Annotated in this window: 18 protein-coding genes; 7 read left to right on the top strand and 11 right to left on the bottom strand. The window is 71.4% G+C overall.

All coding sequences use genetic code 11. The features are described from left to right. Positions 1 to 9: 9 nt before the first annotated feature. Entirely contained in the window at positions 10 to 777 is a 768-nt protein-coding gene (locus J5V16_RS11805; protein WP_208496466.1) for an SDR family NAD(P)-dependent oxidoreductase, read from the top strand. On the opposite strand, the gene J5V16_RS11800 is transcribed toward J5V16_RS11805, so the two are convergent. Then, positions 774 to 2,066 carry an MFS transporter gene (locus J5V16_RS11800; protein WP_208496464.1) on the bottom strand — a complete coding sequence of 431 codons (1,293 nt, stop codon included), beginning with the start codon at positions 2,064 to 2,066 and terminating at the stop codon, positions 774 to 776. The two genes, J5V16_RS11805 and J5V16_RS11800, sit on opposite strands and share 4 nt — an antisense overlap. Before the next feature lie 70 nt (positions 2,067 to 2,136). Next, positions 2,137 to 3,447, bottom strand: a complete 1,311-nt coding sequence (locus tag J5V16_RS24390; RefSeq protein WP_208496462.1) for an aminotransferase class I/II-fold pyridoxal phosphate-dependent enzyme — start codon at positions 3,445 to 3,447, stop codon at positions 2,137 to 2,139. A 49-nt stretch (positions 3,448 to 3,496) separates the two neighbouring features. Here J5V16_RS24390 and J5V16_RS11790 point away from each other — a divergent pair, with 49 nt between their 5' ends. After that, positions 3,497 to 4,114 (top strand): pyridoxamine 5'-phosphate oxidase family protein, encoded by a 618-nt coding sequence (locus tag J5V16_RS11790; RefSeq protein WP_208496460.1) that lies wholly within the window; start codon positions 3,497 to 3,499, stop codon positions 4,112 to 4,114. A 182-nt stretch (positions 4,115 to 4,296) separates the two neighbouring features. Here J5V16_RS11790 and J5V16_RS11785 read toward each other — a convergent pair whose 3' ends face one another. From J5V16_RS11785 to J5V16_RS11770, 4 genes are all read right to left on the bottom strand, one after another. Next, a complete protein-coding gene (locus J5V16_RS11785) occupies positions 4,297 to 5,142 on the bottom strand; it encodes a ThuA domain-containing protein (RefSeq protein WP_208496458.1) in 846 nt (281 codons plus the stop codon). 144 nt (positions 5,143 to 5,286) lie between these two features. Beyond that, a complete protein-coding gene (locus tag J5V16_RS11780) occupies positions 5,287 to 6,084 on the bottom strand; it encodes an ABC transporter permease (RefSeq protein WP_208496456.1) in 798 nt (265 codons plus the stop codon). 11 nt (positions 6,085 to 6,095) lie between these two features. Then, positions 6,096 to 6,905, bottom strand: coding sequence for an ABC transporter permease (locus J5V16_RS11775; protein ID WP_208496454.1), 810 nt, complete (start codon positions 6,903 to 6,905; stop codon positions 6,096 to 6,098). After that, complete coding sequence (locus J5V16_RS11770; RefSeq protein WP_208496452.1) at positions 6,902 to 7,855, bottom strand: ABC transporter ATP-binding protein; 954 nt, start codon at positions 7,853 to 7,855, stop codon at positions 6,902 to 6,904. The genes J5V16_RS11775 and J5V16_RS11770 overlap by 4 nt, the downstream gene beginning before the upstream one ends. A 182-nt stretch (positions 7,856 to 8,037) precedes the next feature. On the opposite strand from J5V16_RS11770, the gene J5V16_RS11765 reads away from it, so the two are divergent. Beyond that, the gene (locus J5V16_RS11765; protein ID WP_208496450.1) at positions 8,038 to 9,105 is read left to right on the top strand and encodes a fatty acid desaturase family protein; all 1,068 of its coding nucleotides are present in this window, start codon (positions 8,038 to 8,040) and stop codon (positions 9,103 to 9,105) included. 50 nt (positions 9,106 to 9,155) lie between these two features. On the opposite strand, the gene J5V16_RS11760 is transcribed toward J5V16_RS11765, so the two are convergent. Together J5V16_RS11760 and dnaG are read right to left on the bottom strand one after the other, a co-directional pair. Continuing rightward, positions 9,156 to 10,019: a V-type ATP synthase subunit I domain-containing protein gene (locus J5V16_RS11760; protein WP_208496448.1), complete on the bottom strand. Its 864-nt coding sequence runs from the start codon at positions 10,017 to 10,019 to the stop codon at positions 9,156 to 9,158. 110 nt (positions 10,020 to 10,129) lie between these two features. Further along, complete coding sequence (gene dnaG / locus J5V16_RS11755; RefSeq protein WP_208496446.1) at positions 10,130 to 11,992, bottom strand: DNA primase; 1,863 nt, start codon at positions 11,990 to 11,992, stop codon at positions 10,130 to 10,132. A 310-nt stretch (positions 11,993 to 12,302) separates the two neighbouring features. On the opposite strand from dnaG, the gene J5V16_RS11750 reads away from it, so the two are divergent. The 4 genes from J5V16_RS11750 (at position 12,303) to J5V16_RS11735 (ending at position 18,681) form a co-directional block, all read left to right on the top strand. Continuing rightward, positions 12,303 to 15,146, top strand: a complete 2,844-nt coding sequence (locus J5V16_RS11750) for a hypothetical protein (protein WP_208496444.1) — start codon at positions 12,303 to 12,305, stop codon at positions 15,144 to 15,146. 97 nt (positions 15,147 to 15,243) lie between these two features. After that, positions 15,244 to 16,521, top strand: coding sequence for a hemolysin family protein (locus J5V16_RS11745; RefSeq protein WP_208496442.1), 1,278 nt, complete (start codon positions 15,244 to 15,246; stop codon positions 16,519 to 16,521). Between the two features lie 47 nt (positions 16,522 to 16,568). Beyond that, a complete protein-coding gene (dusB, locus tag J5V16_RS11740) occupies positions 16,569 to 17,747 on the top strand; it encodes a tRNA dihydrouridine synthase DusB (protein WP_208496440.1) in 1,179 nt (392 codons plus the stop codon). A gap of 85 nt (positions 17,748 to 17,832) precedes the next feature. After that, entirely contained in the window at positions 17,833 to 18,681 is an 849-nt protein-coding gene (locus J5V16_RS11735; RefSeq protein ID WP_208496438.1) for an FHA domain-containing protein, read from the top strand. A 9-nt stretch (positions 18,682 to 18,690) separates the two neighbouring features. On the opposite strand, the gene J5V16_RS11730 is transcribed toward J5V16_RS11735, so the two are convergent. The 3 genes from J5V16_RS11730 to J5V16_RS11720 form a co-directional block, all read right to left on the bottom strand. After that, positions 18,691 to 20,235: a serine/threonine protein kinase gene (locus J5V16_RS11730; protein WP_208496437.1), complete on the bottom strand. Its 1,545-nt coding sequence runs from the start codon at positions 20,233 to 20,235 to the stop codon at positions 18,691 to 18,693. Positions 20,236 to 20,407: 172 nt separating this feature from the next. Next, positions 20,408 to 20,662, bottom strand: a complete 255-nt coding sequence (locus tag J5V16_RS11725) for a type B 50S ribosomal protein L31 (protein WP_208496435.1) — start codon at positions 20,660 to 20,662, stop codon at positions 20,408 to 20,410. Beyond that, on the bottom strand, positions 20,659 to 21,981 hold the full coding sequence (locus J5V16_RS11720) for a CobW family GTP-binding protein (protein ID WP_208496433.1): 1,323 nt from the start codon (positions 21,979 to 21,981) through the stop codon (positions 20,659 to 20,661). The genes J5V16_RS11725 and J5V16_RS11720 overlap by 4 nt, the downstream gene beginning before the upstream one ends. Positions 21,982 to 22,030: the final 49 nt, after the last annotated feature.

Below are 22,030 nucleotides of genomic sequence, written 5' to 3'. Positions count from 1 at the left end.
ATGGTCAGCATGCAACTGAACAGCCCTGTTCTCATCACCGGCGCCAGCCACGGCCTCGGCATGGCCACGGCCTCGGTGCTCGCCTCCGAAGGCGTCCCGCTGGCGCTCTGCGCGCGGAACGCCGCCCCGCTGAACGAGTTCGCCGAGAAGCTCCGCGCCGACCACGACATCCCGGTCGCCACCCGCGCGCTCGACGTCAACGACACCGAGCTGATGGTCGAGTTCGTGCACGAGGCCCAGCGCCGCCTCGGCGACCTCAAGGGCCTGGTCGCCAATGTCGGCGGCTCGCGCGGCCGCAGCATCGTCGACACCGAGCCCGACGACTGGGCGTACTCCTTGAGCGTCAACGTGACCAGCGCGATGACCGCCCTCCGGGCGGCCCTGTCGCAGCTGCGGCGCACCGGCGGCGCGGCGGTCCTGGTCTCCTCGATCTCCGGCACCAAGCCCTCTCCGGGGCTCGCGTACGGCTCGACGAAGGCCGCGCTCAACCACGCCGCCACGGTGCTGGGCCGCGAGCTCGGCCCCAGCGGCGTCCGCGTGAACGCCGTCGCGCCCGGCTCGATGCTCATCCCCGACCGCAACTGGGACCGTCTGCGCGTGGCCGACCCCGGCCGCTACGAGGCGTTCCTCGAGGAGTTCCCGAACCGGGAGCTGCTCGACCCAAGCGACGTGGCCGAGGTGATCGCCTTCCTCTTGTCGGACAAGGCGAAGGCGATCAACGGCGCGGTGATCCCGGTCGACGGCGGCCAGAACGCGCCCAGCGCGTACGGCTACTAGGCGGCTTCTTCGACCGGCTTCGGGCCGGTGAGCCGGCCCATGAGGAACGGGAACACGAGCAGGGCGACGACGGCGCAGAAGACGCAGAGCATGCCGTAGCTGGCGTATTCGACGATCGGGCCCGAGGCGAGTCCGGCGGCCATGGCGGCCAGGCCCATCACGAGGTCCGAGAAGCCCTGTGTGGACGGTCGTTCGGCCGGGGTGATCGCGCTCGTGACGAGCGCGGCCGAGCCGACGGTCATGGCCGACCAGCCGAGGCCGAGCAGGACCAGGCCGACCGAGAGCCGCACGTGGTCGCTCGCGGGCGAGGAGCCGGAGACCGCGCACGCGGCGACGAGGACCGCCGTGCCCGCGATGAGGGTCGGGCGAGCGCCGTACTTGTCGACGAGGCGGCCGATGACGGGCGCGAGCGCGTACATGCCGCCGATGTGCAGGCCGAGGATGACGCCGACGACGCTGAGCGCCTCCGCGGGGTCGGCCATGCCGTGCTTGATGTGGACGGCGGTCATGGCCATGACGCCGACCATCACGAAGTGGCCCAAGGCGGCGGCGATGACGCCGGTCCGCACGGCCGGGTTGGCCTTCGCGGTGCGGTAGCCGTCCGCGATGGAGCGCTTGGGCGCGTCGGTCTCACCGCTGATCTCGCGGGCGGTCAGGAGCGGGTCGGGGCGCAGGAAGACGAGGATGACCGTGGCCGTGATGAGGCAGAGCACGCCCATGGCGGCCATCGAGCCGACGTAGGCGGGGCCGCCGAACCAGCCGGTCCAGATCCGCTCGGCGATCCCGGCGAGGGACGGGCCGGCGACGGAGCCGATCGTGGTGGCCCACACGATGAGCGCGAGGTGCGAGCCGCGGCGGGCCGCGGGCGCGAGGTCCGCTGCGGCGTAACGGGACTGGAGCCCGGCGAAGGAGGCCGAGCCGAGCAGGAAGTAGCCGACGACCGCGAGCACGGCGTTCCCGAGGTGGATCGCGGTGGCGACGATGAGGGTGCCGGCGACCGCGCAGCCGTAGCCGAAGGCGAGCCCGCCGCGGCGGCCGAACCGCTCGGTGATGCGCACGGCCGGGACGACGACGAGCGCCGAGCCGCCCACGAAGAGGCTCTGGGCGAGGCCGGTGAAGGTCGCGGAGCCGGTCATCTCCTCCACGAGGAGGGCGCCCACGGCGATGCCGATGCCGACGGCGAGGCCGCCGAGGATCTGGGTCATGAAGAGCGTGCGCAGGACGCGCTTTTGCAGCGGCGCGGTGTCGCGCGCCTCGGCGGGGGTCACGGGCGGTTGATGAGCGGTCACGGGGGTTTCCTTTCTGCAGGTGGGTCCGGCCTGGAGCGGCCCGGTGGGGACCCGGGCCGCTCCAGGCCGGTCAGATCGGCGGCGCCGCCGGTCCGGAGGCCTGGGCCACGGCGTCGGCCACCGCCGCGGCGAGTTTCGGGTCCAGGCGCGAGGTGCTGACGCGGATGCCCTGGTGGCCGTGGAAGGAGTACGCGCGGCCGGGGGCGACGGCGTAGCCGGCGTCGCGCAGGGCCACGACGGCGGCGGTCTCGTCGGCGACCGGGACCCACACGTTGAGCCCGGAGCGGCCCCACACGTCGATGCCGTGCGCGGCGAGCGCTTCGCGAAGGGCGCCTTGGCGTTCGGCGTACACGCGGCCCGCGTGGGCGACCTGGGCCTCGACGGCCTCGTCGGTCCACGCGGCGATCACGAAGTGCTGCAGGATGCGCGAGACCCAGCCGTGGCCGATCTGCATGCGCCCCTGGATGCGGGCCTTCGTCTCAGGGTCGGCGGCGACGAGCGCGCAGCGCAGGTTGGGGCCGTAGGGCTTCGACACCGAGCGCACGAACATCCAGCGCTCGGCGGCATCGGCCACGAAGTGCAGCGGGACCTGCGAGAGCTCGGCCCAGTGGTCGTCCTCGATGACGAAGACGCCCGGGCGGCGGGCGAGGACCTCGCGGAGCGCGGCGGCGCGCTCGGCGGACACCGCTGCGCCCGTGGGGTTCTGGCCGCGAGAGGTGAGGATGAACGCCTTCGCGCCCGCGGCGAGGGCCGCGTCGAGCTCGTCGGGCAGCGGGCCGTCGCCGTCGATCGCGACCGGGGCGACCTGGTACCCGGCCGAGAGCAGCAGGTCGCGCCCGTTGGACCAGGTGGGCTCCTCGACGGCGACGGTGTCGCCGGGTTCGAGCCGGGCGGCGAGGCCCCGCTCGAATGCGTCCAGCGCGCCGGAGGTGACGGTGAGGTCGCCGCGCACGCCGTCGGCGGCGAAGCGGTCGCGGGCGAGGTCGAGCAGGTCGGGGCAGGGCCCGCCGTCGCGGTAGTTCCCGGGCGAGACCTCGACGCGCGGCAGGAGCGACGCGAGGTCGGGCAGCAGGGCGGGGTCGGGTTCGCCGGAGACGAGGTCGAGCACGCCGGAGGGGACCTTGAGGGTGCCGGTGGGGGTGAACGCGGAGCGCTGGCGGACGAAGGTGCCCGCGCGGCCGCCGGTCTCGACGACGCCGCGTTCGCGCAGGCGCCGGTAGGCGGAGGCGACGGTGCCGGGCGCGACGCCGAGGTCGGCGGCGAGCTTGCGGACGGGGGGCAGGGTGCGGCCGGGCGCGAGGTCGCCGGAGCGCACGCCGGACTCGATGCTGGCGGCGATCTCGGTTGCCGCCGACCCGGTGATCTGATACTGTACCGACATAACCAACTGATTGTATCAGTACAAAAATCGGCGATTGGAGCCACCCCCGATGTCCGCCCTCGAATGCCCCCACAGCAGCCAGTTCACGCAGACCGAGCGCACCACCCCCAAGCGCTCCCGCGAACGGGTCACCTATGAGCGCGAGGCCGCCTACCAGGTGCTCGACGAGGCGCTGTTCGTCGACCTCGCCTTCGTCGGACCGGACGGGGCGCCGCGGGTGCTGCCGACCTTCCATGTGCGCGTGGGGGACACGCTGTTCGTGCACGGCTCGACCGGGTCGAGCATGGGCCTGGGCGGGCGCGATGAGTTCGCCGTGAGCGCCACCGCCACGATCGTCGACGGGCTCGTCTTCTCCAAGAGCTGGTTCCACCACTCGATGAACTACCGCTCGGTGGTCGTGCACGCGAACGCGCGGCTGGTCACCGACGAGGACGAGCGCTGGGAGGTCTTCAAGGCGCTCATCAACCGCATGGCCGAGGGTCGCGCGGACCGCTCGCGGGAGGCGAACCCCAAGGAGAACGCGATGTCCGCGCTCCTGGCGATCCCGCTCGAGGAGGTCTCCATCAAGCAGCGGTCGGGTCCTCCCGTCGAGGAGCCCGAGGACGAGGACCTGCCGTTCGCGAACGGCGTGGCCCCCGTATCCACGGTGGTTGCGGGGCGGCTTTAGACTGCGATCCGCGCGGTGCCGGACCGGCCCCGGCCTCCAGACGACATGACCGTCCGGAGCGTGGGTCGTGGGAACTTCCCTTCGGGACCGGTCCGGCGCCGTCTGAGGCGCAGGAGGTGCACCGCGCGGATCGCTTTGCAATCGGGTGGGCCGAAGTTCGAGACGGCCCGCCCGATCCCTTGCTAAGCCGCTGCGGCTTCCCTTTCGCTCTCGGCCTTGTCCAAGCGCCACACGGCGATCGAGCCGCCGCCGGCGACGGCGACCACGAACAGGACGAAGGTCAGCGTGTACGGCCAGGCCGGGGCGGCGTCGTCCGAGTTCTGCACCATCGCGGCGTCCTCCCCCGCACCCCACCAGATCGCCTGGCGGATGAGCTGCAGGAAGTCCCGGTCGCCCCAGGTCTTGCCCTCGCCGCCCGGCGAGGCGTAGAAGACCGGCAGCTCCTCGTTCACCCAGGCGACCGCGTCACCCGAGCCGAGCTGCGCGAGGAGCGTCGAACCCGGTTGCGCCGGTTCGGGGTCGAAGAAGTACCAGCGCTCGGTGAGCTTCAGCTCCTCGTCGAGGCCCTCGGTGACCTGCGAGCCCGAATTGAAGTTCACGGACTCCTCGGTGGCCGCCTCGGCGCGCGGGAGCGCGGTCGCGCTGAGGGACTCGTGGAACCAGGTCCAGTCCGGCTCGCTCTCTATCGCGGTGTTGGTGGCGACGAGGCCGCCGCCCTGCTTCACGAACGTCTCGACCGACTCCTGCTGCGCCTCGTCGAGGAAGTCGCCGCCGGTGTTGAGGAACATGACGACGTCGTACGCGCCCAGGTGCTCGAGGTCCTCGGGGGTGCCCTCGATGAGCGTGAAGTTCCAGCGGCGCGCCTCCATGTGCAGGCGCTCGACCGCGTAGTCGGCCACCTCCTGCTCCTCGTTCCCGGTCGTGACGACCAGGACCTGCGGCCCCCCGGCGGCCAGGGCCGGAGCAGGGACGAAGGCGGGCGCGCAGGCCAGCGCGACGACGGCGAACAGTCGCAGCAGGGTTCTCACGCACCCAGCGTATCGGCTCTCGTCGAGGCCGATCGGGCAGGAGCCGGAGCCGGTGCGGAACGAGGCCGGCCGCGCTCCCCTTCGGCGGGTTCGCGATTCGAACGTGGGCTCAGGGGGAGCGCGGCCTGCTGCTTGACCTGCCTTCTATTTGTACAAGGCCTTCGCCAACCGCTTCTGCGCGATCCACATGCCCGCCACGCACAGCGCCATGAGGTAGGCGATGTGGACGAGCATCATGGGGCCGAGCTGGCCGAGGCTGAGGCCGCGCACCAGTTCGATGCCGTGGTACAGCGGCATGATGTAGACGATCGGCTGCGCGAAGCCCGGGTAGGCCTCGACGGGCGTGAAGGTGCCGCCGAACAGGAACATGGCGAACACGACCGCGTTCATCCAGTCGAAGTCGGGCCAGTCGCGGAAGATCGTGGCGAGGGTGAGCCCGATTCCGGCGAAGGCCAGCGCGATGAACACGCACGCGGGCACCGCCAGGAGGGCCCACCAGGAGTCGAGGAGGCCGAAGAGCCCCATGACGACCACGAACGCCCCGATGTAGGTGCCGCCGCGGATGAGCGCCCACCAGACTTCGCCGAGGGCGACGTCCCAGGGGCGCAAGGGGGTCGCGAGGATGCCGTCGTAGACCTTCATCCACTTGAACTTCGCGAACACGTTGATGGAGGTCTCGGCGAGGACGCCCATCATGGCGGCGTTCGCGAGGATCGCGGGGGCGACGTAGGCGGTGTAGGAGACGGTGGTGCCGTCGGGGAGGGTGATGTCCCCGACGAGGGAGCCGACGCCGAACCCGAAGGCGAACAGGAAGAGCAGGGACTCGACCGCGCCGGAGATGATGAGGATCCAGGCGCGCCGCATGGCGACCCAGTTGCGGTTGAGCAGGGCGCCCGAGGCCTTCAAGGAGGCGCGGGCGGCGCCGTAGGCGATGACCGACATGGCTGGGGCTCCTAGAAGTTCAGGCGCTTCTGGATCCGCCAGCGGGCGGCGTACCACCCGGTGACGGCCAGCGCGGCCAGGTAGGCGATGTGGGCGAGGGGCGGCAGCGCGGGCGCGACGTCCGCGGTGGCGGCGCGCGCGAGTTCCGTGCCGTGCCACAGGGGCGAGGCCCACACGAGCGGCTGGAGGAACCCGGGCATCTCGCCGGCGGGGAAGAAGACCCCGGAGAACAGCGAGATGGGTACGACGGCGAACCGGAAGATCATGTTGAGGTTCGAGTCGTTCTTGATGCTCGAGGCCCAGAAGTGGAGCCAGGGCGCGAGCGCGGCCGAGACGAGCGCGGCGGCGACCACGGCGAACGCGGCCCACCAGCCGTTGGTGTAGACCCCGAAGAAGGCCAGCACGATCGCGACGACCGTGCAGTTGGTGAAGGGGCGGAAGACGACCGCGTAGAGCAGGTGGCCGTTGAGGATGTCGACCGGGCCGAGCGGGGTGGCGCGCTGGGCGAGGTAGTGGCCGCCCCAGTCCTCGTAACCGCCGTGGACGGGGAAGACCATGTCGTTGCCGAGCATCATGACCGCGACGGAGGCGACGAGGCCGGGGGCGATGAACTCGGCGTAGGTGAGGCCGCCGACGGCGGACGAGTCGATGTACGCGCCGACGCCGATGCCGATCGAGACCATGTAGAGGACCGGCAGGAGGCCTGAGGTGAAGACGGTGCCGTGCCAGACGTGCTTGTACAGAGCCAGTTGGAGGTTGAAGGCGCGCCAGGCGGCCTGGGCCGGGGTCGGCGCGGAGCGGTCGGCGATCGCGGTGGTCACGCTTCGTCCTCCACGAGGGCGCGGCCGGTGAGCCGCAGGAAGACGTCTTCGAGGGTGGCGCGGCGGGCGAGGACCGAGGTGGGGTTGATGTCGCGGGCCTCGAGCGCGGCGTTGGTGTCGTCGGCGTCGTCGGTGTAGACGAGGATCTTGTCGGGCAGGGCCTCGATCTGGGCGCCGATGCCGCCCAGGGTGAGGGCGAGTTCGGCGAGCTCGGTGGTGTGGGCGGTGCCGAAGCGGAGTTCGACGACCTCCTTGGTGACGTGGGTGTCGATGAGCTCGCGCGGGGAGCCGGAGGCGATGATGCGGCCCTCGTCCATGACGACGAGGCGGTCGCAGAGCTGCTCGGCCTCGTCCATGTAGTGGGTGGTGAGGAGGATCGAGACGCCGCGGTGCTTGAGCTGGAAGAGCCGCTCCCACACCAGGTGGCGGGCCTGCGGGTCGAGGCCGGTGGTGGGTTCGTCGAGGATCACCAGCTCGGGTTCGTTGATGAGGGAGCGGGCGATGGCGAGGCGGCGCTGCATGCCGCCGGAGAGTTCGTTGACCTGGTCCTTGGCGCGGGAGGAGAGCTGCACGAACTCGAGGAGTTCGGCGGCCTTGGCTTTGGCGGCCTTCTTCTTGATCCCGAAGTAGCCGGCGTAGACCACCAGGTTCTCGAAGACCGTGAGCATCCCGTCGAGGGTGTTGTCCTGGGGGACCACGCCGAGGCGGGCGCGGATCTCGGCGCCCTGGGTGTGGGGGTCGCGGCCGAAGACCTCGAGTTCGCCGCCGGTCGGCTGGGAGACGCACCCGATCATCCGCATCGTGGTGGACTTGCCCGCCCCGTTGGCGCCGAGGAAGCCGAAGGCCTCCCCGCGACGGATCTCGAAGTCGACGCCGCGCACTGCCTCGTGTTCGCCGTAGCTTTTCCGCAGGTCCGCGGCGCGCACCAGGATCTCTTCGTCATGTGGCATGGGGTCACCCTAAGCCCCCGGGGCGACATTCTCCATCGCTTTTTGAAGCGAATCTTTCATAAATACCCGCCGGTAGGGGTAGTGCTTGCCCTACCCCTATTGACGGGTCAGCGGTAGTTACAAGTCACGGCGAAACGGGAAGGATTAAAGAGTCGCAGTTCCCGACAGATCGGACCTTCTCCATGACGCTCATCGCCGACCAGGCACCGTCCGCAGCCGCGCGGCCGAAGACCGGCAGCGACTTCGCCGAGCTCGGCCGGCGGATCAACGCGGCGGGGCTGATGAACCGCCGCCCCGCGTACTACGTGATCCGCTTCGCGGCCATGGCGGCGGTCTTCATCGGCGGCTGGACGGCGTTCGCGCTGATCGGCGACACCTGGCTCCAGATGTTCACGGCCGCGTTCATGGCCCTCGTGAGCGCCCAGATCGCGTTCCTCGGCCACGACCTCGCGCACCGCCAGGTCATCCGCAGCCGCGCCACCTCCGAGCGCATGGGCTGGTTCACCGGCAACCTCGCCAACGGCATGGGCTACGGCTGGTGGAACGACAAGCACAACCGCCACCACGCCAACCCCAACCACGAGGAGCTCGACCCCGACGTCGCGCCGGGCCTGTTCGTCTGGTCGAAGCGCCAGGCCGGCTTCGCGCAGGGCATCGCCACCTGGTTCGGCAAGTACCAGGCGCAGCTGTTCTTCCCGATCCTCACCCTCGAAGGCCTCAACCTCAACTGGTCGGGCATCAAGTCGGTCATGAAGCCCGGCCTGAAGAACCGCGGCATGGAGGCCCTCTTCCTCGCGATCCACTGGGCCGCCTACCTCAGCGCGCTGTTCATCGTCCTCTCCCCCGGCAAGGCGATCGTCTTCCTCCTGGTGCACAAGGCCGTGTGGGGCCTGTACATGGGCTCGGTCTTCGCGCCCAACCACAAGGGGATGCCGACCTTCGTCGGCGAGACCGAGCTGGACTTCCTCCGCAAGCAGGTGCTGACCTCCCGCAACGTCAAGGGCGGCTGGTTCACCAACTTCGCCCTCGGCGGCCTGAACTACCAGATCGAGCACCACCTCTTCCCGGCCATGCCCTCCGTGAACCTCGCCAAGGCGCAGCCGATCGTCGAGGAGTTCTGCATGGAGAAGGACATCCCCTACCACGCGACGGGCCTCATCCAGTCCTGGAGGGAAGCCCTCGGCGAACTGCACGAGCACGGCGAGCCTCTCCGGGCCGCCGCCCGAGCGGCCAAGGCCGCCAAGGCGTAAGCACGACACGAGAGCCGCCCGCGCATCGCGCGGGCGGCTTTTCGCTGCGCTCATTCAGCGGCCACGAACAAGCGCGGGGCTGAGGACCAGTAGTCCTCGACGCCGATCGCGGCGGTCTCCGCTCCCGCGCTCGGCACGGTGATGCAGTAGTCGCCGGTGGCGGTGCCGCCCGCGAACACCTCGGGGGCGTACGAGAGGTGGTCGGGGATGAACCCGCAGGCCTCGGTGTAGACGCTGTCCTCGATGAAGACCCCGAACAGGAGGTCGGCCCAGGCCGTGCTGGAGGCCTCGCCGTTGTAGGTCGCGTCGACCGTGAACAAGAAGAACTGGTACCCCTCGGGCGGGGCCACGTTGAACGGGTCCGACTCCATGACCTGGTCGGTCGCGTCGGGCACGACCTCGCTGATGACCACGGTCCAGTTCCCCGTGGTGACCTCGCTGCCCGCCGGGAGCGGCGCGGTCGGGTCGGTGCCGTCGACGACCTGGTCCTGCGGCGCGTCGCCGTGGCCCTGGTCCGAGTCCTCGCCGTCGTCGCTGGTCTCGTAGTCGGTCGGCCAGTCCTCGATGATGTCCTCGGCGGCCTTGCCCACGGCGATCGTGACGATCACGGTGACGATGAGCCCGACCACCGCGAGCGCGATGCCGATGATCGACATCAGCTTGTGGGACTTGAAGATCCCGAGGATGCCGAGCACGATCGCGGCGACCCCGAAGAGCCCGCCGATGAAGATGCCGGCGACCGGGATGAGGCCGAACAGCAGGGCCGCCGCGCCGAAGACGAGGGCCAGAACGCCGAGGGTCTTCGGCCGCTCGCCCCACTGCTCCGCCGGCGGGCCGGGCGGCGGCGGATAGTAGGGCGGAGGCCCCGGAGGCTCCTGCGGGAACGGCGGCGGTGAAGCCGGTGGCTGGGACATGACTCCCCCCAAAAGGTGAGTAAGTCTGCTACCTGCATCACAACATGTGAAATCGAGATTGTCTCGGATACCGCCGGGACCCGGCCCGGTCGGGCGCCCTCGGCCCGGGATCACTCGAAAGCGTTCGCCGCCTGGTCGCGCAGCGAGCGGACGTGCTGCTCCAGGCCCATGAGCTGGCCGAACAGCCTCATGTACTCGTCCTTGTCCGTACTCGGGTTGATGCGCTGGAGACGGCGCTTCAAATCCGCGACCTCGGCTTCGACCACGGGCCTCTGGATGCGCGCCAGGATCGTGCGGACGTAGAGGCCGTCGGGCTCGCCCGCGAGGCGCAGCTCCTCGACCGCCAGCTCGCTCACCAGGGCGCCCGCCGCGATCTCGGTGCAGGCGTTCTGCACGGCGGCGATCCAGTTCGGACCGGCCGCGGCATGCGCCGCTCCCCCGGCGGACGCGATCGCCTCGCGGACCGCCCGGTAGTTCGGGTCGGTGTACGGCGTGGCGTCCACGGCGTCGAAGTACGGCCCGGCGACCTGCGGCTGCTGCAAGGCGACCTTGAGGACCTCGCGCTGGGCGCGCAACTGGGTCGAGTCCGCGCGCGGCTCGCGCTTCGGCCCGGCCGGGGCCTCCGGCGCCTGGCCGGTGGCCGCGCCCTGCACCGCGCGGCGCAGCTCGGCCTTCTCCTTGCCGAGCCGCCCGGCGTAGACGCCGATGTACTCCTCGACCAGGCCGCGGTCCTTGACGCGGGCCAGCAGCGGCGCGATGGCGCGCGTGGCGTGCAGGCGGCCCTCGGCGGTGTCCAAGTCGTGCTTGGCGATCGCGCGTTCCAGCGCGAACTGCACCAGCGGCGTGTGCCGCTCGATCAGCTCGCGCACCGCCGCGTCGCCCGCGCTCTGGCGCAGCTCGCACGGGTCCTGCCCGCCCGGCGTGACCGCGATGTAGGTCTGCGAGACGAACCGCTGCTCCTCGTCGAAGGCCTTGAGGGCGGCGCGCTGCCCCGCCTCGTCGCCGTCGAACGTGAAGATGATGCGCCCGTCCGCCGACTCCGAGTCGAACAGGAACCGCCGCAGGATGCGGATGTGCTCGGGCCCGAACGCGGTGCCGCAGGTGGCCACCGCCATCGGGACGCCCGCGAGGTGGCAGGCCATGACGTCCGTGTACCCCTCCACGATCACGACCCGGCCCGTGCGCGCGATCTCCTTGCGCGCCAGGTCGATCCCGTAGAGCACCTGGGACTTCTTGTACAGCGGCGTCTCGGGCGTGTTGAGGTACTTGGGGCCCTGGTCGTCGTCGAAGAGCTTGCGCGCGCCGAAGCCGATCACCGAGCCCGAGGAGTCCCGGATCGGCCAGACCAGGCGGCGGCGGAACCGGTCGATGAGATTGCCGGTGCGCGAGGGCTTCGCGAGCCCGGCCGTGTTCAGCTCCTCGGCCGTGAACCCCTTGGAGCGCAAGTGCTTCGCGAGCGCGTCCCACGAGTCGGGGGCGTAGCCGCAGCCGAACGTGGCCGCCGCGTCCCGGTCGAAGCCGCGCGCGGTCAGGAACTGCCGGGCGGTCAGGGCCTCGGGCGACAGGAGCTTGGCGGTGTAGAACTCGGCCGCCGCGGCGTGCGCGTCGAGGAGGCGCTGCTTGAGGCCCGGCGCACCGGAGGGGCCGCGCTGCACCCGGCCGTCGACGTCCTCGTAGGTGAGCTTGAGGCCGGCGCGGGCCGCCAGCCGCTCGACCGCCTCCACGAAGGTGAGGCCGTCGAGCTCGGTGAGGAAGGTGATCGCGTCACCGCCGACACCGCAGCCGAAGCAGTGGTAGACGCCGCGCGCGGGCGTGACGTTGAAGCTCGGCGAGCGCTCGTCGTGGAACGGGCACAGGCCCTTGAGGTTGCCGCCGCCGGCGTTGCGCAGCGTGACGCGCTCGCCGATCACATCGGCGATGTCCACGCGCTCGCGCACCAGCTGGATATCGGCGTCCCGGATCCGCCCTGCCACTGTTCACCTCTTTTCGCTGCCTTCCCATTCTGCCCGGTCCCGCCGACAACCCGCTCGCAGACGCCGCCCGGTGTGAGCCCCGGACCCACTACGGGCGGACGCTCGGTAGCGCCCCGACCCCGGTGCGCAGCCGCAATGAGTGTTCGGCCACCATGGACGGGTCGCGGAGGTCACGTCGCGAAACGGTCCCTCGAAAACCGTTGGCGCAGATCAGAACCGGTGCGACACGCCGCTGTACCATGGTTCTCGCACGCTTCGTTCCCGACCACGCCTCACGCGAGCGCGGTCCGATCCGCTAGAGTCGCCTATCATGCCGGACCCATCGCCCGAGCAGCCGCCCTCCTGGCCTCCCACCAGTGAACCGGCGGCCACACCCACCAATCCGCCCCGCATCACCGCGCGCGGAGTGGGCCACCTGCCTTCCACAGCGCCGGACGACGAGCCGTCGGCGGCCGACCGGTTCATGCGACCCCCGCAGCGCCCCCAGCAGAGCGGCGGCCTCTTCGAAGAGGCGCAGCCGCAGCAGCCCGGGACCTTCGACGGGCTCGACCCCGAGGCGCAACGCAGCGAATGGGGCGCGTTCGACGACGCGACCCCGTCGGTGCCGCAGCAGCCGGGCCCCCAGCAGGCGCGGCACGCCGAACCGCAGTACGGGCAGCAGAGCGAGGCCGCGTACGGGGATGCGCTGCAAGGCGACGCCCCGTACGGCGGCGCGCAGCGCCAGCCCCACCAGAGCCAGCCGAGCACGCCCGAGCCGGGCCGCCAAGAGTCTGCGCCGCAAGGCGAATGGGGCGAGGCACCGGACTGGCCGCCGAAATCGAGCCAGGACTGGATGCACCAGCAGTCCCAGACCGGCTGGGGATTGACCAGCGGCGGTGCCTCCTGGACCGGCGCGGGCGAAGCCCCGCCGCCCGCGGCCGCACCCGCGCCCGAAGCGCCCGAGCAGGGCTTCGGGTCCGCGCCGCAGGGCTTCAACCAGCCGCAGCCCGCCCCCGAGCAGGGCGGCGACCTCGAATTCCCCGAGCTGCGCTCCGACCCGTACGAGGCGGACGTCTACGGCCACAACCAGTACCGCGGCGAAGCCGGCGGCCAGGACCTGTACCGGTCCGACCCGTACCAGGCCGAGCGGATCCAGGCCGAGGCCCAGCAGGCCCGCGAGGAGTACCAGGCCCAGCAGCAGTCCGCGCCGCCGTTCCCGCCCGTGCCGCAGCAGCAGGGCTCCTATGGGGACCAGCGCACCGGCGCCCCCTACGGCTCGGGCTCGGACGCGTTCGGCCCCGCCGGCGGCGAGCCCCCGCAGCAGCAACAGGACCCGTACTTCGGCGCGCCCGACCCGTACGCGCAGCAGGACGCCCCCGCCGCGCCGCAGTCCGCGTACGCCCAGAGCGGCTACGACCAAGGCGGGTACGACCAGCCGTTCGAGGACCCGGCCTACGCCGACCAGGCGGCTCCGGCACCGGAAGCCGTTCCCGCACAGCGCAGCGAACCGGCCGAAGCGCCCGAGGTCCCGGCCGAGCCCGCGCCGAGCAACACCCGCGTCGCCCCGCCGACGCACCGCGGCGTCCGCTACGCCATCTACGGCATCGGCGGGCTCATCACCCTCGGCCTCATCATCGGCATCGTGCTCATGCTCGGCGCCGAGCCGCCGCGGGAGCCGACCCAGCCGGGCAACGAAGGCGCGGGCGACGCCAGCGAGACCGGCGGCGCCGACGACGCCCTCACCCCCGAGCGCTACACGGAGCTCGCCGCCGCCGCGGGCACCGCCGAATGGTTCTCCTGGCGCTACGGCGACGCCGGCGAGAACGGCGCCGAAGAGCTCGCTGCCGCTTCGGGCGACGCGCTCGCCACCGAACCGCTGTTCGGCGACGCCGACCGCAGCATCCAGGGCCAGCTCGGGTACGTCACCGACGAATCCGGACTCAGCGGCATCGACCACGTCACCGTCGTCGAGTCCACCGACGCCTCGCTCGGCATCACGCCCCGCGCGGGCGGCAGGTTCACCGACGAGGGCCGGCCCGAACTCGAACTGCAGGAGGGCACGACCGCCGACTGCGTCGCCGGACTCGGCGGCGAACTCGGCAAGCCGGTCGCGCTCGCGCGGCCCGAGCAGAGCGCCGAGGTCAACGCCCACTCCGTGATCGCGTTCTCCTCGGGGATCATCGCCACCGCGGGCATCAGCGGCGCGCAGGGCGGCACCTGCCTCCAGCTGCCGGACGGGCAGGTCCCGACCGACGTGGCGCTCACCGACGGCAACGAGCTCGCGCTCGTCACCACGTGGACGCCCGAGACGCAGACCGGCTCGCTCGTCGTGATCGCCCTGGGCGACAAGGCGGACTCGTACCAGTCCAGCTGGTCCGAGTCCTACCCCGGCCTGCCGAACCCCGGCCACTTCGGCGCCGCCGAGATCGCGGGCACCGTCGAGCTGCCGTTCACCGCGCCGACCTCAGTCGACGCCTGGTCGAACTCCGGCGGCTCGCTCTCGACCGAGCGCAGCGACGTCGCCGGCGGCGCGGGCCGCGACCAGGTCGCCACCGCGGGCTACGCGATCGTGGGCGACCTGAGCGCCAGCCAGGTCGCGGTCGTCGACCTCGCCTCCACGCTCGAAGGGCTTGCAGCCCAGCACTACGAGGGTGCCGAGTTCAAGTTCGACGCCGCCGCGGGCGACGCGGTCGGCTTCGACGGCGGCGTGGCCGACGTCGCCGCGGCCGAGGGCGCCTCGGCCGTCGCGACCGCCGACGGCAAGGTCCGCGAACTCGACGGCTCCCTCAAGGAGACGGCCGCGACCGAGGTCGGCGCGAACCCGACCTGCCTGGTCGTCGGCAGCCAGAGCGGCGCGTTCATCGCGACCAGCCGCGGCGACGCCAAGGTCAGCTGGGTCTCCGGCGGCGAAGTGCGGAAGGAGCTCGCGGACTCGCGCATGGCCGACCCGCTGTGCGCCTCCGAGACGCCCGCCTTGAACGCACAGGGCTACCACGGCACCGCCGCGGTGGTCCTGGTCACGGACTACACCGGGCAGAAGCTCCACTCGTACCTCGACGGCCAGGCCACGATCCCGGGCGGCGCCACCGTCGGCGGCGACGGGTTCTCCTACGCCGGGGCCTACGAGGTCGCGGGCAACCCGTGGGGCGCATCGGTGACCGTGGACCTCGAATAGACGCAGACCCGTTCGAGGGCCGCCCGGCGCACCGCCGGGCGGCCTTCGTCATATCGGGTACCTTGTGCGGCAAACCGAAACTCGATGGAAGGCAGGAATGGACGGCTACGGTTGGAACCTTGCGCTCGTCGGCGTGCTGGTGCTGTTGAACGCGCTCTTCGCGGGCAGTGAGATGGCGCTGGTGTCGCTGCGGGAAGGCCAGCTGCGGACGCTGGAGCGCGAGCCGGGCAAGGGCGGGCGCACCCTCGTGCGGCTCGCACGCGACCCGAACCGGTTCCTCGCCACGATCCAGATCGGCATCACCCTCGCCGGGTTCCTGGCCTCGGCCACGGCGGCCGTCTCGCTCGCCGAGCCGATCGTCCCGGCGCTGGGCTTCCTCGGCGGCGCGGCCGACGCGGTCGCGGTCGGCCTGGTCACGGTCGTGCTCACCTTCTTCACACTCGTGTTCGGCGAGCTCGCGCCCAAGCGCCTGGCGATGCAGTACTCGCTGCGGTGGGCGCTGCTGGCGGCCAAGCCGCTCGACTTCCTGTCCACGGCCGCGCGGCCGGCGGTGTGGGCGCTGAGCAGGTCCACGAACCTGGTCGTGCGGGTCTTCGGCGGCGGCGACGAGTCCGACGGCGAGCAGATGAGCGCCTCCGAACTGCGCGAGCTCGTCTCGGGGCAGCGGGCGCTCAACCCCGAGCAGCGCGAGATCATCGTCGGCGCCCTCGAGATCCACGCGCGGCGCCTGCGCGAAGTCCTGGTGCCGCGCCGCGCGGTGTTCGTGCTGCCCGCCGACACCGCGATCGCCGAGGCGCGGGCGCTGCTCGCGGCCTCGGGCCACTCGCGGGCGCCGGTGACGGGCGAGACGGGCCTGGACGACGTGCTCGGCGTCGTGCACCTGCGCGACCTCCTCGACGACTCGCAGGCGCTCACCGAGGCGATGCGCCCGGCCGTGGTGTTCCCCGAGTCGCTGCGGGTCTCGGACGCGCTGCGCCGCTTCAAGGCCGACCACGAGCAGTTCGCGGTGGTCGTCGACGAGCACGGCGGCATCGACGGCATCGTGACCCTCGAAGACCTCCTCGAGGAGTTCGTGGGCGAGATCTACGACGAGACCGACCGCGACGTGATGGCCGTGCAGCACCGCGCCGACGGGGTGATGACCGTGCCCGGCACCTTCCCGATCCACGACCTCGAAGACCTCGACATCGAGCTGGTCGACCAGCCCGAAGGGAGCTTCACCACGGTCGCGGGCCTGCTGCTGGCGCGCCTCGGGCGGCTCCCGGAGGCCCCGGGCGACACGGTGCGCCTCTCGGGCTGGGAGTTCGAGGTGGCGGACGTCGAGCAGCACGCGATCATCACCGTGCGGGTCCGCCGCCTCGCGGTCGGAGACTGACGTCACCGGGCGGGGCGGCCGGGCCGGTCCGCTGGAATAATGGACCGGTGACAAAGCAGCTCTCGCTCGCAGGCGCCACGGTCGACCCGCCCGTGGTGCTGGCGCCCATGGCCGGGATCACGAACCTGCCGTTCCGCAAGCTCTGCCGCGAGCAGGGCGCGGGCATCTACGTGTGCGAGATGATCACGACGGTGGCGCTCACCGAGCGCAACCCGAAGACCATGCGGCTCATCGAGTTCGACCCGGAAGAGCAGACCCGCAGCCTGCAGCTGTACGGCGTCGACCCGGCCGGGATGCGCAAGGCCGTGCAGATGGTCGCCGACGAGGACCTCGCCGACCACATCGACCTCAACTTCGGATGCCCCGTCCCGAAGGTCACCCGCCGCGGCGGCGGTTCGGCCCTGCCGTGGAAGCGCGGGCTGTTCCGCGAGATCGTCACGGCCGCCGTCAAGGCCGCCGGGGACCTCCCGGTGACCGTGAAGATGCGCAAGGGCATCGACGACGACCACCTGACCTACCTCGAAGCGGGGAAGATCGCCCAGGACGCGGGCGTCGCCTGGGTCGCGCTGCACGGGCGCACCGCCGCCGAGCGGTACTCGGGCACGGCCGACTGGGACGCCATCGCCGCGTTGAAGGAGCACCTGGACCTGCCGGTGCTCGGCAACGGCGACATCTGGGAGGCCGACGACGCGCTCCGCATGGTCGAGCAGACCGGCTGCGACGGCGTCGTGGTCGGACGCGGCTGCCTCGGGCGGCCCTGGCTGTTCGGCGACCTCGAAGCCGGGTTTCAGGCTCGCAAGCTTCGCCGAGAGGGCGAGGTCAAGCGCATCATGCCGTCCCTCGGCGAGGTCGCGAAGGTCATGTACCGCCACGCCGAGCTGCTCGTCGAGTGGATCGCGGGCGCCGAGTCGTACGAGGCCCGACGCAACATCGACGCCGAGGAGCACGGCTGCCGCGAGTTCCGCAAGCACGTCGCCTGGTACCTCAAAGGCTTCCCGGTCGGCGGCGAGCTGCGCCGCGAGCTCTCGATGGTCTCGCACCTCAACGAGCTCGAAGACCTGCTCGGCAAGCTCGACGCCGACGCGCCGTTCCCCGAGTCGACCATCGGCAAGCCGCGCGGCCGCACCAACAGCCCCGGCAAAGTGAGCCTGCCCGACGGCTGGCTCGACGACCGCGACGACCTCACGGTGCCCGCAGGCGCCGAGATCGACTCCTCGGGCGGCTGACCCGGCGCTCGCGGGAGAGGTCCCGCACCCGCTGTCGGCACAATGGGAATCGAACCCCATTGCCCCGAGAGGACGGTGCCACCGCATGACCGACCAGGCCTTCTACCCGCAAGTGCTCCCACCGTGGGTGCGCAGCCTCGCCGCCGGCGTCCCCGAAGCGCCCGAGGGCGAGGACCCGCTGCCGTACCCGCCGCTGGGCACGGTCTTCGCGCTCTCGGCCTACCGGGGCTGGGCGGTGCCGCCGCGCCCGTTCGAACTGCTCTTCGGGCGCGACAAGGACAACGTCAACCTCCCGCTCGGCGTCACCGACGACCGGATCAGCCGCCGCCACGGCCGCCTGATCTGCCACGGCGGCGAGTGGACGATGCGCAACGAAGGACGGCTGCCGATGCTGTTCCCCGGCGACGCCATGCTGCTCCAGGGCCAGGAGCGCCTGGTCGAGGACGCCTACACGCCCGTCTACATCGGCAACCCCCGCGAAGAGGTCCACTTCCTCGAGATCCGCGTCATCGGCGGCAAGCGCCCCGACGGCGAGGCCGCGCCCGAGGACGAGACCGCGGTCCCGGTGGTGCACCGGCTGAGCCGCACCGAGCGGCTCGTGATCGCCTCGCTGGCGCAGCGGTACCTGCGGGGCCTGGCGCAGCCGCAGCCGGTGTCCTGGAAGACCGTGGCCGGGGACATGGCCCGGCTCCCCGGCCCGAAGGACCGGGACTGGAACGAGAAGACCGTCGCCCGCGTCGTCGCGTCGGTGCGCGAGCGGCTCTCGGCCCCGGACTACCGGCACCGCGTCTACGGCCTGCGCCGCAGCGAGGTGTTCGGCGAACCGCTCGGCAACGCGCTCAACGACAACCTCATCCGCGCGCTGCTGCAGAGCACGACGCTCACGCCCGGGGACCTCGAGCCGTTCGACGCCGCCGAACGCTCCGGTGCCTGAGCGCGCGGGTCAGAGCTCCACGTAGCACATGATGTAGCGGATCCTGTCGACCTCGGGATCCCACTCGCGGCCGGACTCGTCCTCGTCGAGCGAGTCGTTCCAGTACCACTCGTAGTCGAAGTCGTACCCCTCTCCGCGGCAGGCCTCCCAGGCGGCGTCGTCGTGGTTGGGCTGCATGGGGTTCGGGTCCTCGGGGTTCATCACGATCTTGAAGATGAGCTCGTCCGCGAGCGGCGAGTCGCATGCGACCACGATCCAGTCCTCGGGGTGGTCGAGGACGCATTCGCCCTCGACCGGGCGGCGCGTCACCTGGGCGTCCCCCGTCACGGGCTCCACGGTCGGCGACGGCGGCTCGAGGTTCACGGTCGGCGACGCGGGAGCGGACGACGAAGCGTCGTCGCTCGGGAGGTCCGCGGCGGCGGCGTCGCCTTCCTCGGCGGTGAAGAGCTGGTACAGCAGCAGGCCGCCCGCGAGCGCGACGGCGAGCACTGCGGCCAGGACGCTGAGCAGCATGGTCCGGTGCTGCGCGGCGGGCGTCGGCGCGGACGCGGCGAAGGACGCGGTGCGGTCGCGGTCGTCGGGTCCGGTGCGGAGGCGGTCCTGGATGTCGCGCAGGATCGGCAGGGCCGCGCCGTCCTGGGCGACGCCGAGCGCCTGGGTGAACGCCACGGCGAGGTCGCCGCAGGTGCGGTAGCGCTGGTCCGGGTCTAGGTGCATGGCCTTGGCGACCACGGCGTCGACCTCGGCGGGGGCCTGGTCGCGGAGGGCGCTCACCGGTACGAGTTCGCCGCGGCGCTGCAGGTCGGCCGCGGCGATCCCGTCGGCGTTGTCGAAGGGCCGGCGGCCGGTGAGGCAGTGGTAGAGCACGGCTCCGAGCGAGTAGACGTCGCCGGCGCGCTCGCGCGGGGTGCACGGCAGCATGCGGGCCGGGGCGGGCTGGTCGGCCGCCGCGGCCTCGTCCGGCCGCGCGTCGAACACCTCCGGTGCCGTGTAGCCGCGGGTGCCGATGGATTCGCCTGTGGCCGTGAGGTCTTCGCCGAAGCGGTCCTTGGCGACGCCGAAGTCGGTCAGGTACACGTGGCCGTCGGCTCCGAAGAGGATGTTGCCGGGTTTGACGTCGCGGTGGACGACGCCGTGCCCGTGGGCGTGGTCCAACGCCCGGGCGGTCTGGGCGACGACGTCGGCGGTCTTGGCGAGGTCGAGCCGGCCCTCTTCGAGCAGCCGCTTGAGGTCGTGGTCGGCGCGGGGCATGACGAGGTAGAGCAGGCCGTGGTCGTACTCGCCGGAGGCGGTGAGCACGTACATGATGTTCGGGTGCTCGAGGTTCGCCATGAGCTGGATCTCGCGGAGGAACCGCTTGCGGTACACCGGGTGCTGGGCGAGGTAGTCGGCCATGATCTTGACCGCGACCTTGCGGTGGTGCAGCTTGGTGTCGGCGGCCAGGTAGATCTGGCTCATGTTGGTGGTGCTGAACGGTTCGGGGTCGAGGACGTAACCCGGCAGCGACCGGGCGAGTTCGTCACGGGGAGGGAACGGGGAGGCGGTGTCGTCCATCGGGGCGGTGCCTTCGGTTCGAGAGGAAGGGTGCGTTGTGCCGAACACGGTCGAAACCGGTTCCCCCCGGAGCAATTGCCATGTAACCAAATGAACGCGGGGTGAGGCAAGCCGCCCCACGCGAAAGGGGGACCTCCGGTGCCGGGAGGTCCCCCTTGGTTCTGTCGCGCCCTTACTCGGCGGGCGTCTTGCCGTACTTCTTGTAGAACTTGGCGACCCGGCCCTCGTCGTCGAGGACGCGGCTCTTGCCGGTCCAGAACGGGTGCGACGCGGAAGAGATCTGCACGTCGATCACCGGGTAGGTCTTGCCGTCCTCCCACTCGACGGTCTCGGCCGAGCCGGCCGTGGACCGGGTGAGGAAGGAAAAGTCCGCTGCTCGGTCGCGGAACACGACGTAGTCGTACTTCGGGTGAATACCTTGCTTCATTCCTGGTTCCTCTCCTTGCTTTCGAAACAACCTTCGAAGGGGTCGGGGTATTCCCGCCAGGCGGCGGTGCCCTCGGCCACTTCGGCGTCGGTGAGCAGGCAGGCGTCGAGCGCCGCGGTCAGCTCGTCGGCCTCGAAGTGGATACCCACGAACGCGAGCTGAATCTCGCGGTCGCCGAAATCGGCGTCCCAGTGCAGGTCGGCGTTGACGCGCCGCTCGGGGCTCGACTCCTCCCACTCCTCGTCGGGGGTGGCCGCGAGCCAGCGCCCCATGTCCCCCATCGAGACGCCGCCGCCGCTGGACTCCCAGGCCACGATCAGGTCGGGCTGGCCGGCGAGCCAGAGGTGGCCGCGGCCGCGCAGGGTGCGTCCGGTGAGGGTGGGGAGGGCCTGGTGGAAGCGCTGGGGGTGGAAGGGGCGGCGGGCGCGGTAGAGGGTGGCGACGACGCCGCAGTCCGGTTCGGGCTCATGGCATCCGACGGCGTACCCCTCGATGCCGCGGCCGTAGGGTTCGGGCGCTTCGGGGTCGAAGCGGCCGCTGCGGCGGATGCGGGCCGAGAACTGCGCCAATCTACGGCTCGCAAGCGTCGCCGAGACTGAGGGTTCAGGCATGTCGAGGACGAGGTGCCTGGCCCAGGGGTTGAGGCGCTGCAGCAGCACGGAGAGGCGGGTGTGCTCGTAGTCGGGTTCCGAACCCGGCGCCCAGAGCAGGACGGTGTCGGCGAACTCGATCTGGCGGGCGGCGACCTCGGAGACGGAGCGGGTGTCGTCGTCGGCGGCATGGAGGCCGCGGTCGGCGAGGTCCTGGTCGGAGTCGAGGGTCTCGAGGAGGGTGGCGGGGTCGCAGACGGCGACGACGGAGTCGATCCGGAGGGCGTCGGAGACGGGCGCGCCGTCGACGTGGCACCAGCCGCAGGCGGTGGTGACGGCCTCGGGCTCCATCGAGGGTGGGAGGACGAGCGCGAGGTCGCTGGCGGGCCGGGCGCGGGCGAGGCGCACGAGGGCGGGGAGGAGGTCTTCGCGGATCGTGCAGTTGATGCAGCCGTGCTCGAGGGTGACGCGCTCGTCCTCGATGAGTCCGCGGCCGTCGTGCACGGTGCGGCGGACGGTGCCGGCGTCGAGCAGTTCGGCGAGGTCGTAGGTGACGACGAGGAGGCCGGGGTCGGCGCGGGTGAGGAGCTCGGCGGCCTCGCGGGTCGCCTTGGGGGCGAAGCCGGTCAGGAGTGTCAGCGCCGGCCGCAGGTCGGCGGGTGAGATTTCGAAGCGGCCTCGGCGAAGCTCGCGAGCCGTAAATCTGCCCTGTTGTGCGTCCTGGCTCATGAGGCCTCCGATCTATTTGAAAACGATTGTCATTATACTGGTCGTTGTG

Origin of the sequence: Glycomyces niveus, from assembly GCF_017592475.1 — a bacterium.
Lineage (GTDB): Bacteria > Actinomycetota > Actinomycetes > Mycobacteriales > Micromonosporaceae > Glycomyces > Glycomyces niveus.
The sequence above is the reverse complement of the archived record's forward strand: the minus strand, read 5'-3'. Positions and strand labels throughout refer to the sequence as shown.

Excerpts from the sequence above, each read along its gene's own strand:
- J5V16_RS11770 (WP_208496452.1), bottom strand. The coding sequence starts at position 7,855 with ATGCCACATGACGAAGAGATCCTGGTGCGCGCCGCGGACCTGCGGAAA.
- J5V16_RS11725 (WP_208496435.1), bottom strand. The coding sequence starts at position 20,662 with ATGAAGCAAGGTATTCACCCGAAGTACGACTACGTCGTGTTCCGCGAC.
- J5V16_RS11805 (WP_208496466.1), top strand. The coding sequence starts at position 10 with ATGCAACTGAACAGCCCTGTTCTCATCACCGGCGCCAGCCACGGCCTC.
- J5V16_RS11790 (WP_208496460.1), top strand. The coding sequence starts at position 3,497 with ATGTCCGCCCTCGAATGCCCCCACAGCAGCCAGTTCACGCAGACCGAG.
- J5V16_RS11735 (WP_208496438.1), top strand. The coding sequence starts at position 17,833 with ATGACCGACCAGGCCTTCTACCCGCAAGTGCTCCCACCGTGGGTGCGC.
- J5V16_RS11765 (WP_208496450.1), top strand. The coding sequence starts at position 8,038 with ATGACGCTCATCGCCGACCAGGCACCGTCCGCAGCCGCGCGGCCGAAG.
- J5V16_RS11720 (WP_208496433.1), bottom strand. The coding sequence starts at position 21,981 with ATGAGCCAGGACGCACAACAGGGCAGATTTACGGCTCGCGAGCTTCGC.
- J5V16_RS11760 (WP_208496448.1), bottom strand. The coding sequence starts at position 10,019 with ATGTCCCAGCCACCGGCTTCACCGCCGCCGTTCCCGCAGGAGCCTCCG.
- J5V16_RS24390 (WP_208496462.1), bottom strand. The coding sequence starts at position 3,447 with ATGTCGGTACAGTATCAGATCACCGGGTCGGCGGCAACCGAGATCGCC.
- J5V16_RS11750 (WP_208496444.1), top strand. The coding sequence starts at position 12,303 with ATGCCGGACCCATCGCCCGAGCAGCCGCCCTCCTGGCCTCCCACCAGT.
- J5V16_RS11745 (WP_208496442.1), top strand. The coding sequence starts at position 15,244 with ATGGACGGCTACGGTTGGAACCTTGCGCTCGTCGGCGTGCTGGTGCTG.
- J5V16_RS11780 (WP_208496456.1), bottom strand. The coding sequence starts at position 6,084 with ATGTCGGTCATCGCCTACGGCGCCGCCCGCGCCTCCTTGAAGGCCTCG.
- J5V16_RS11730 (WP_208496437.1), bottom strand. The coding sequence starts at position 20,235 with ATGGACGACACCGCCTCCCCGTTCCCTCCCCGTGACGAACTCGCCCGG.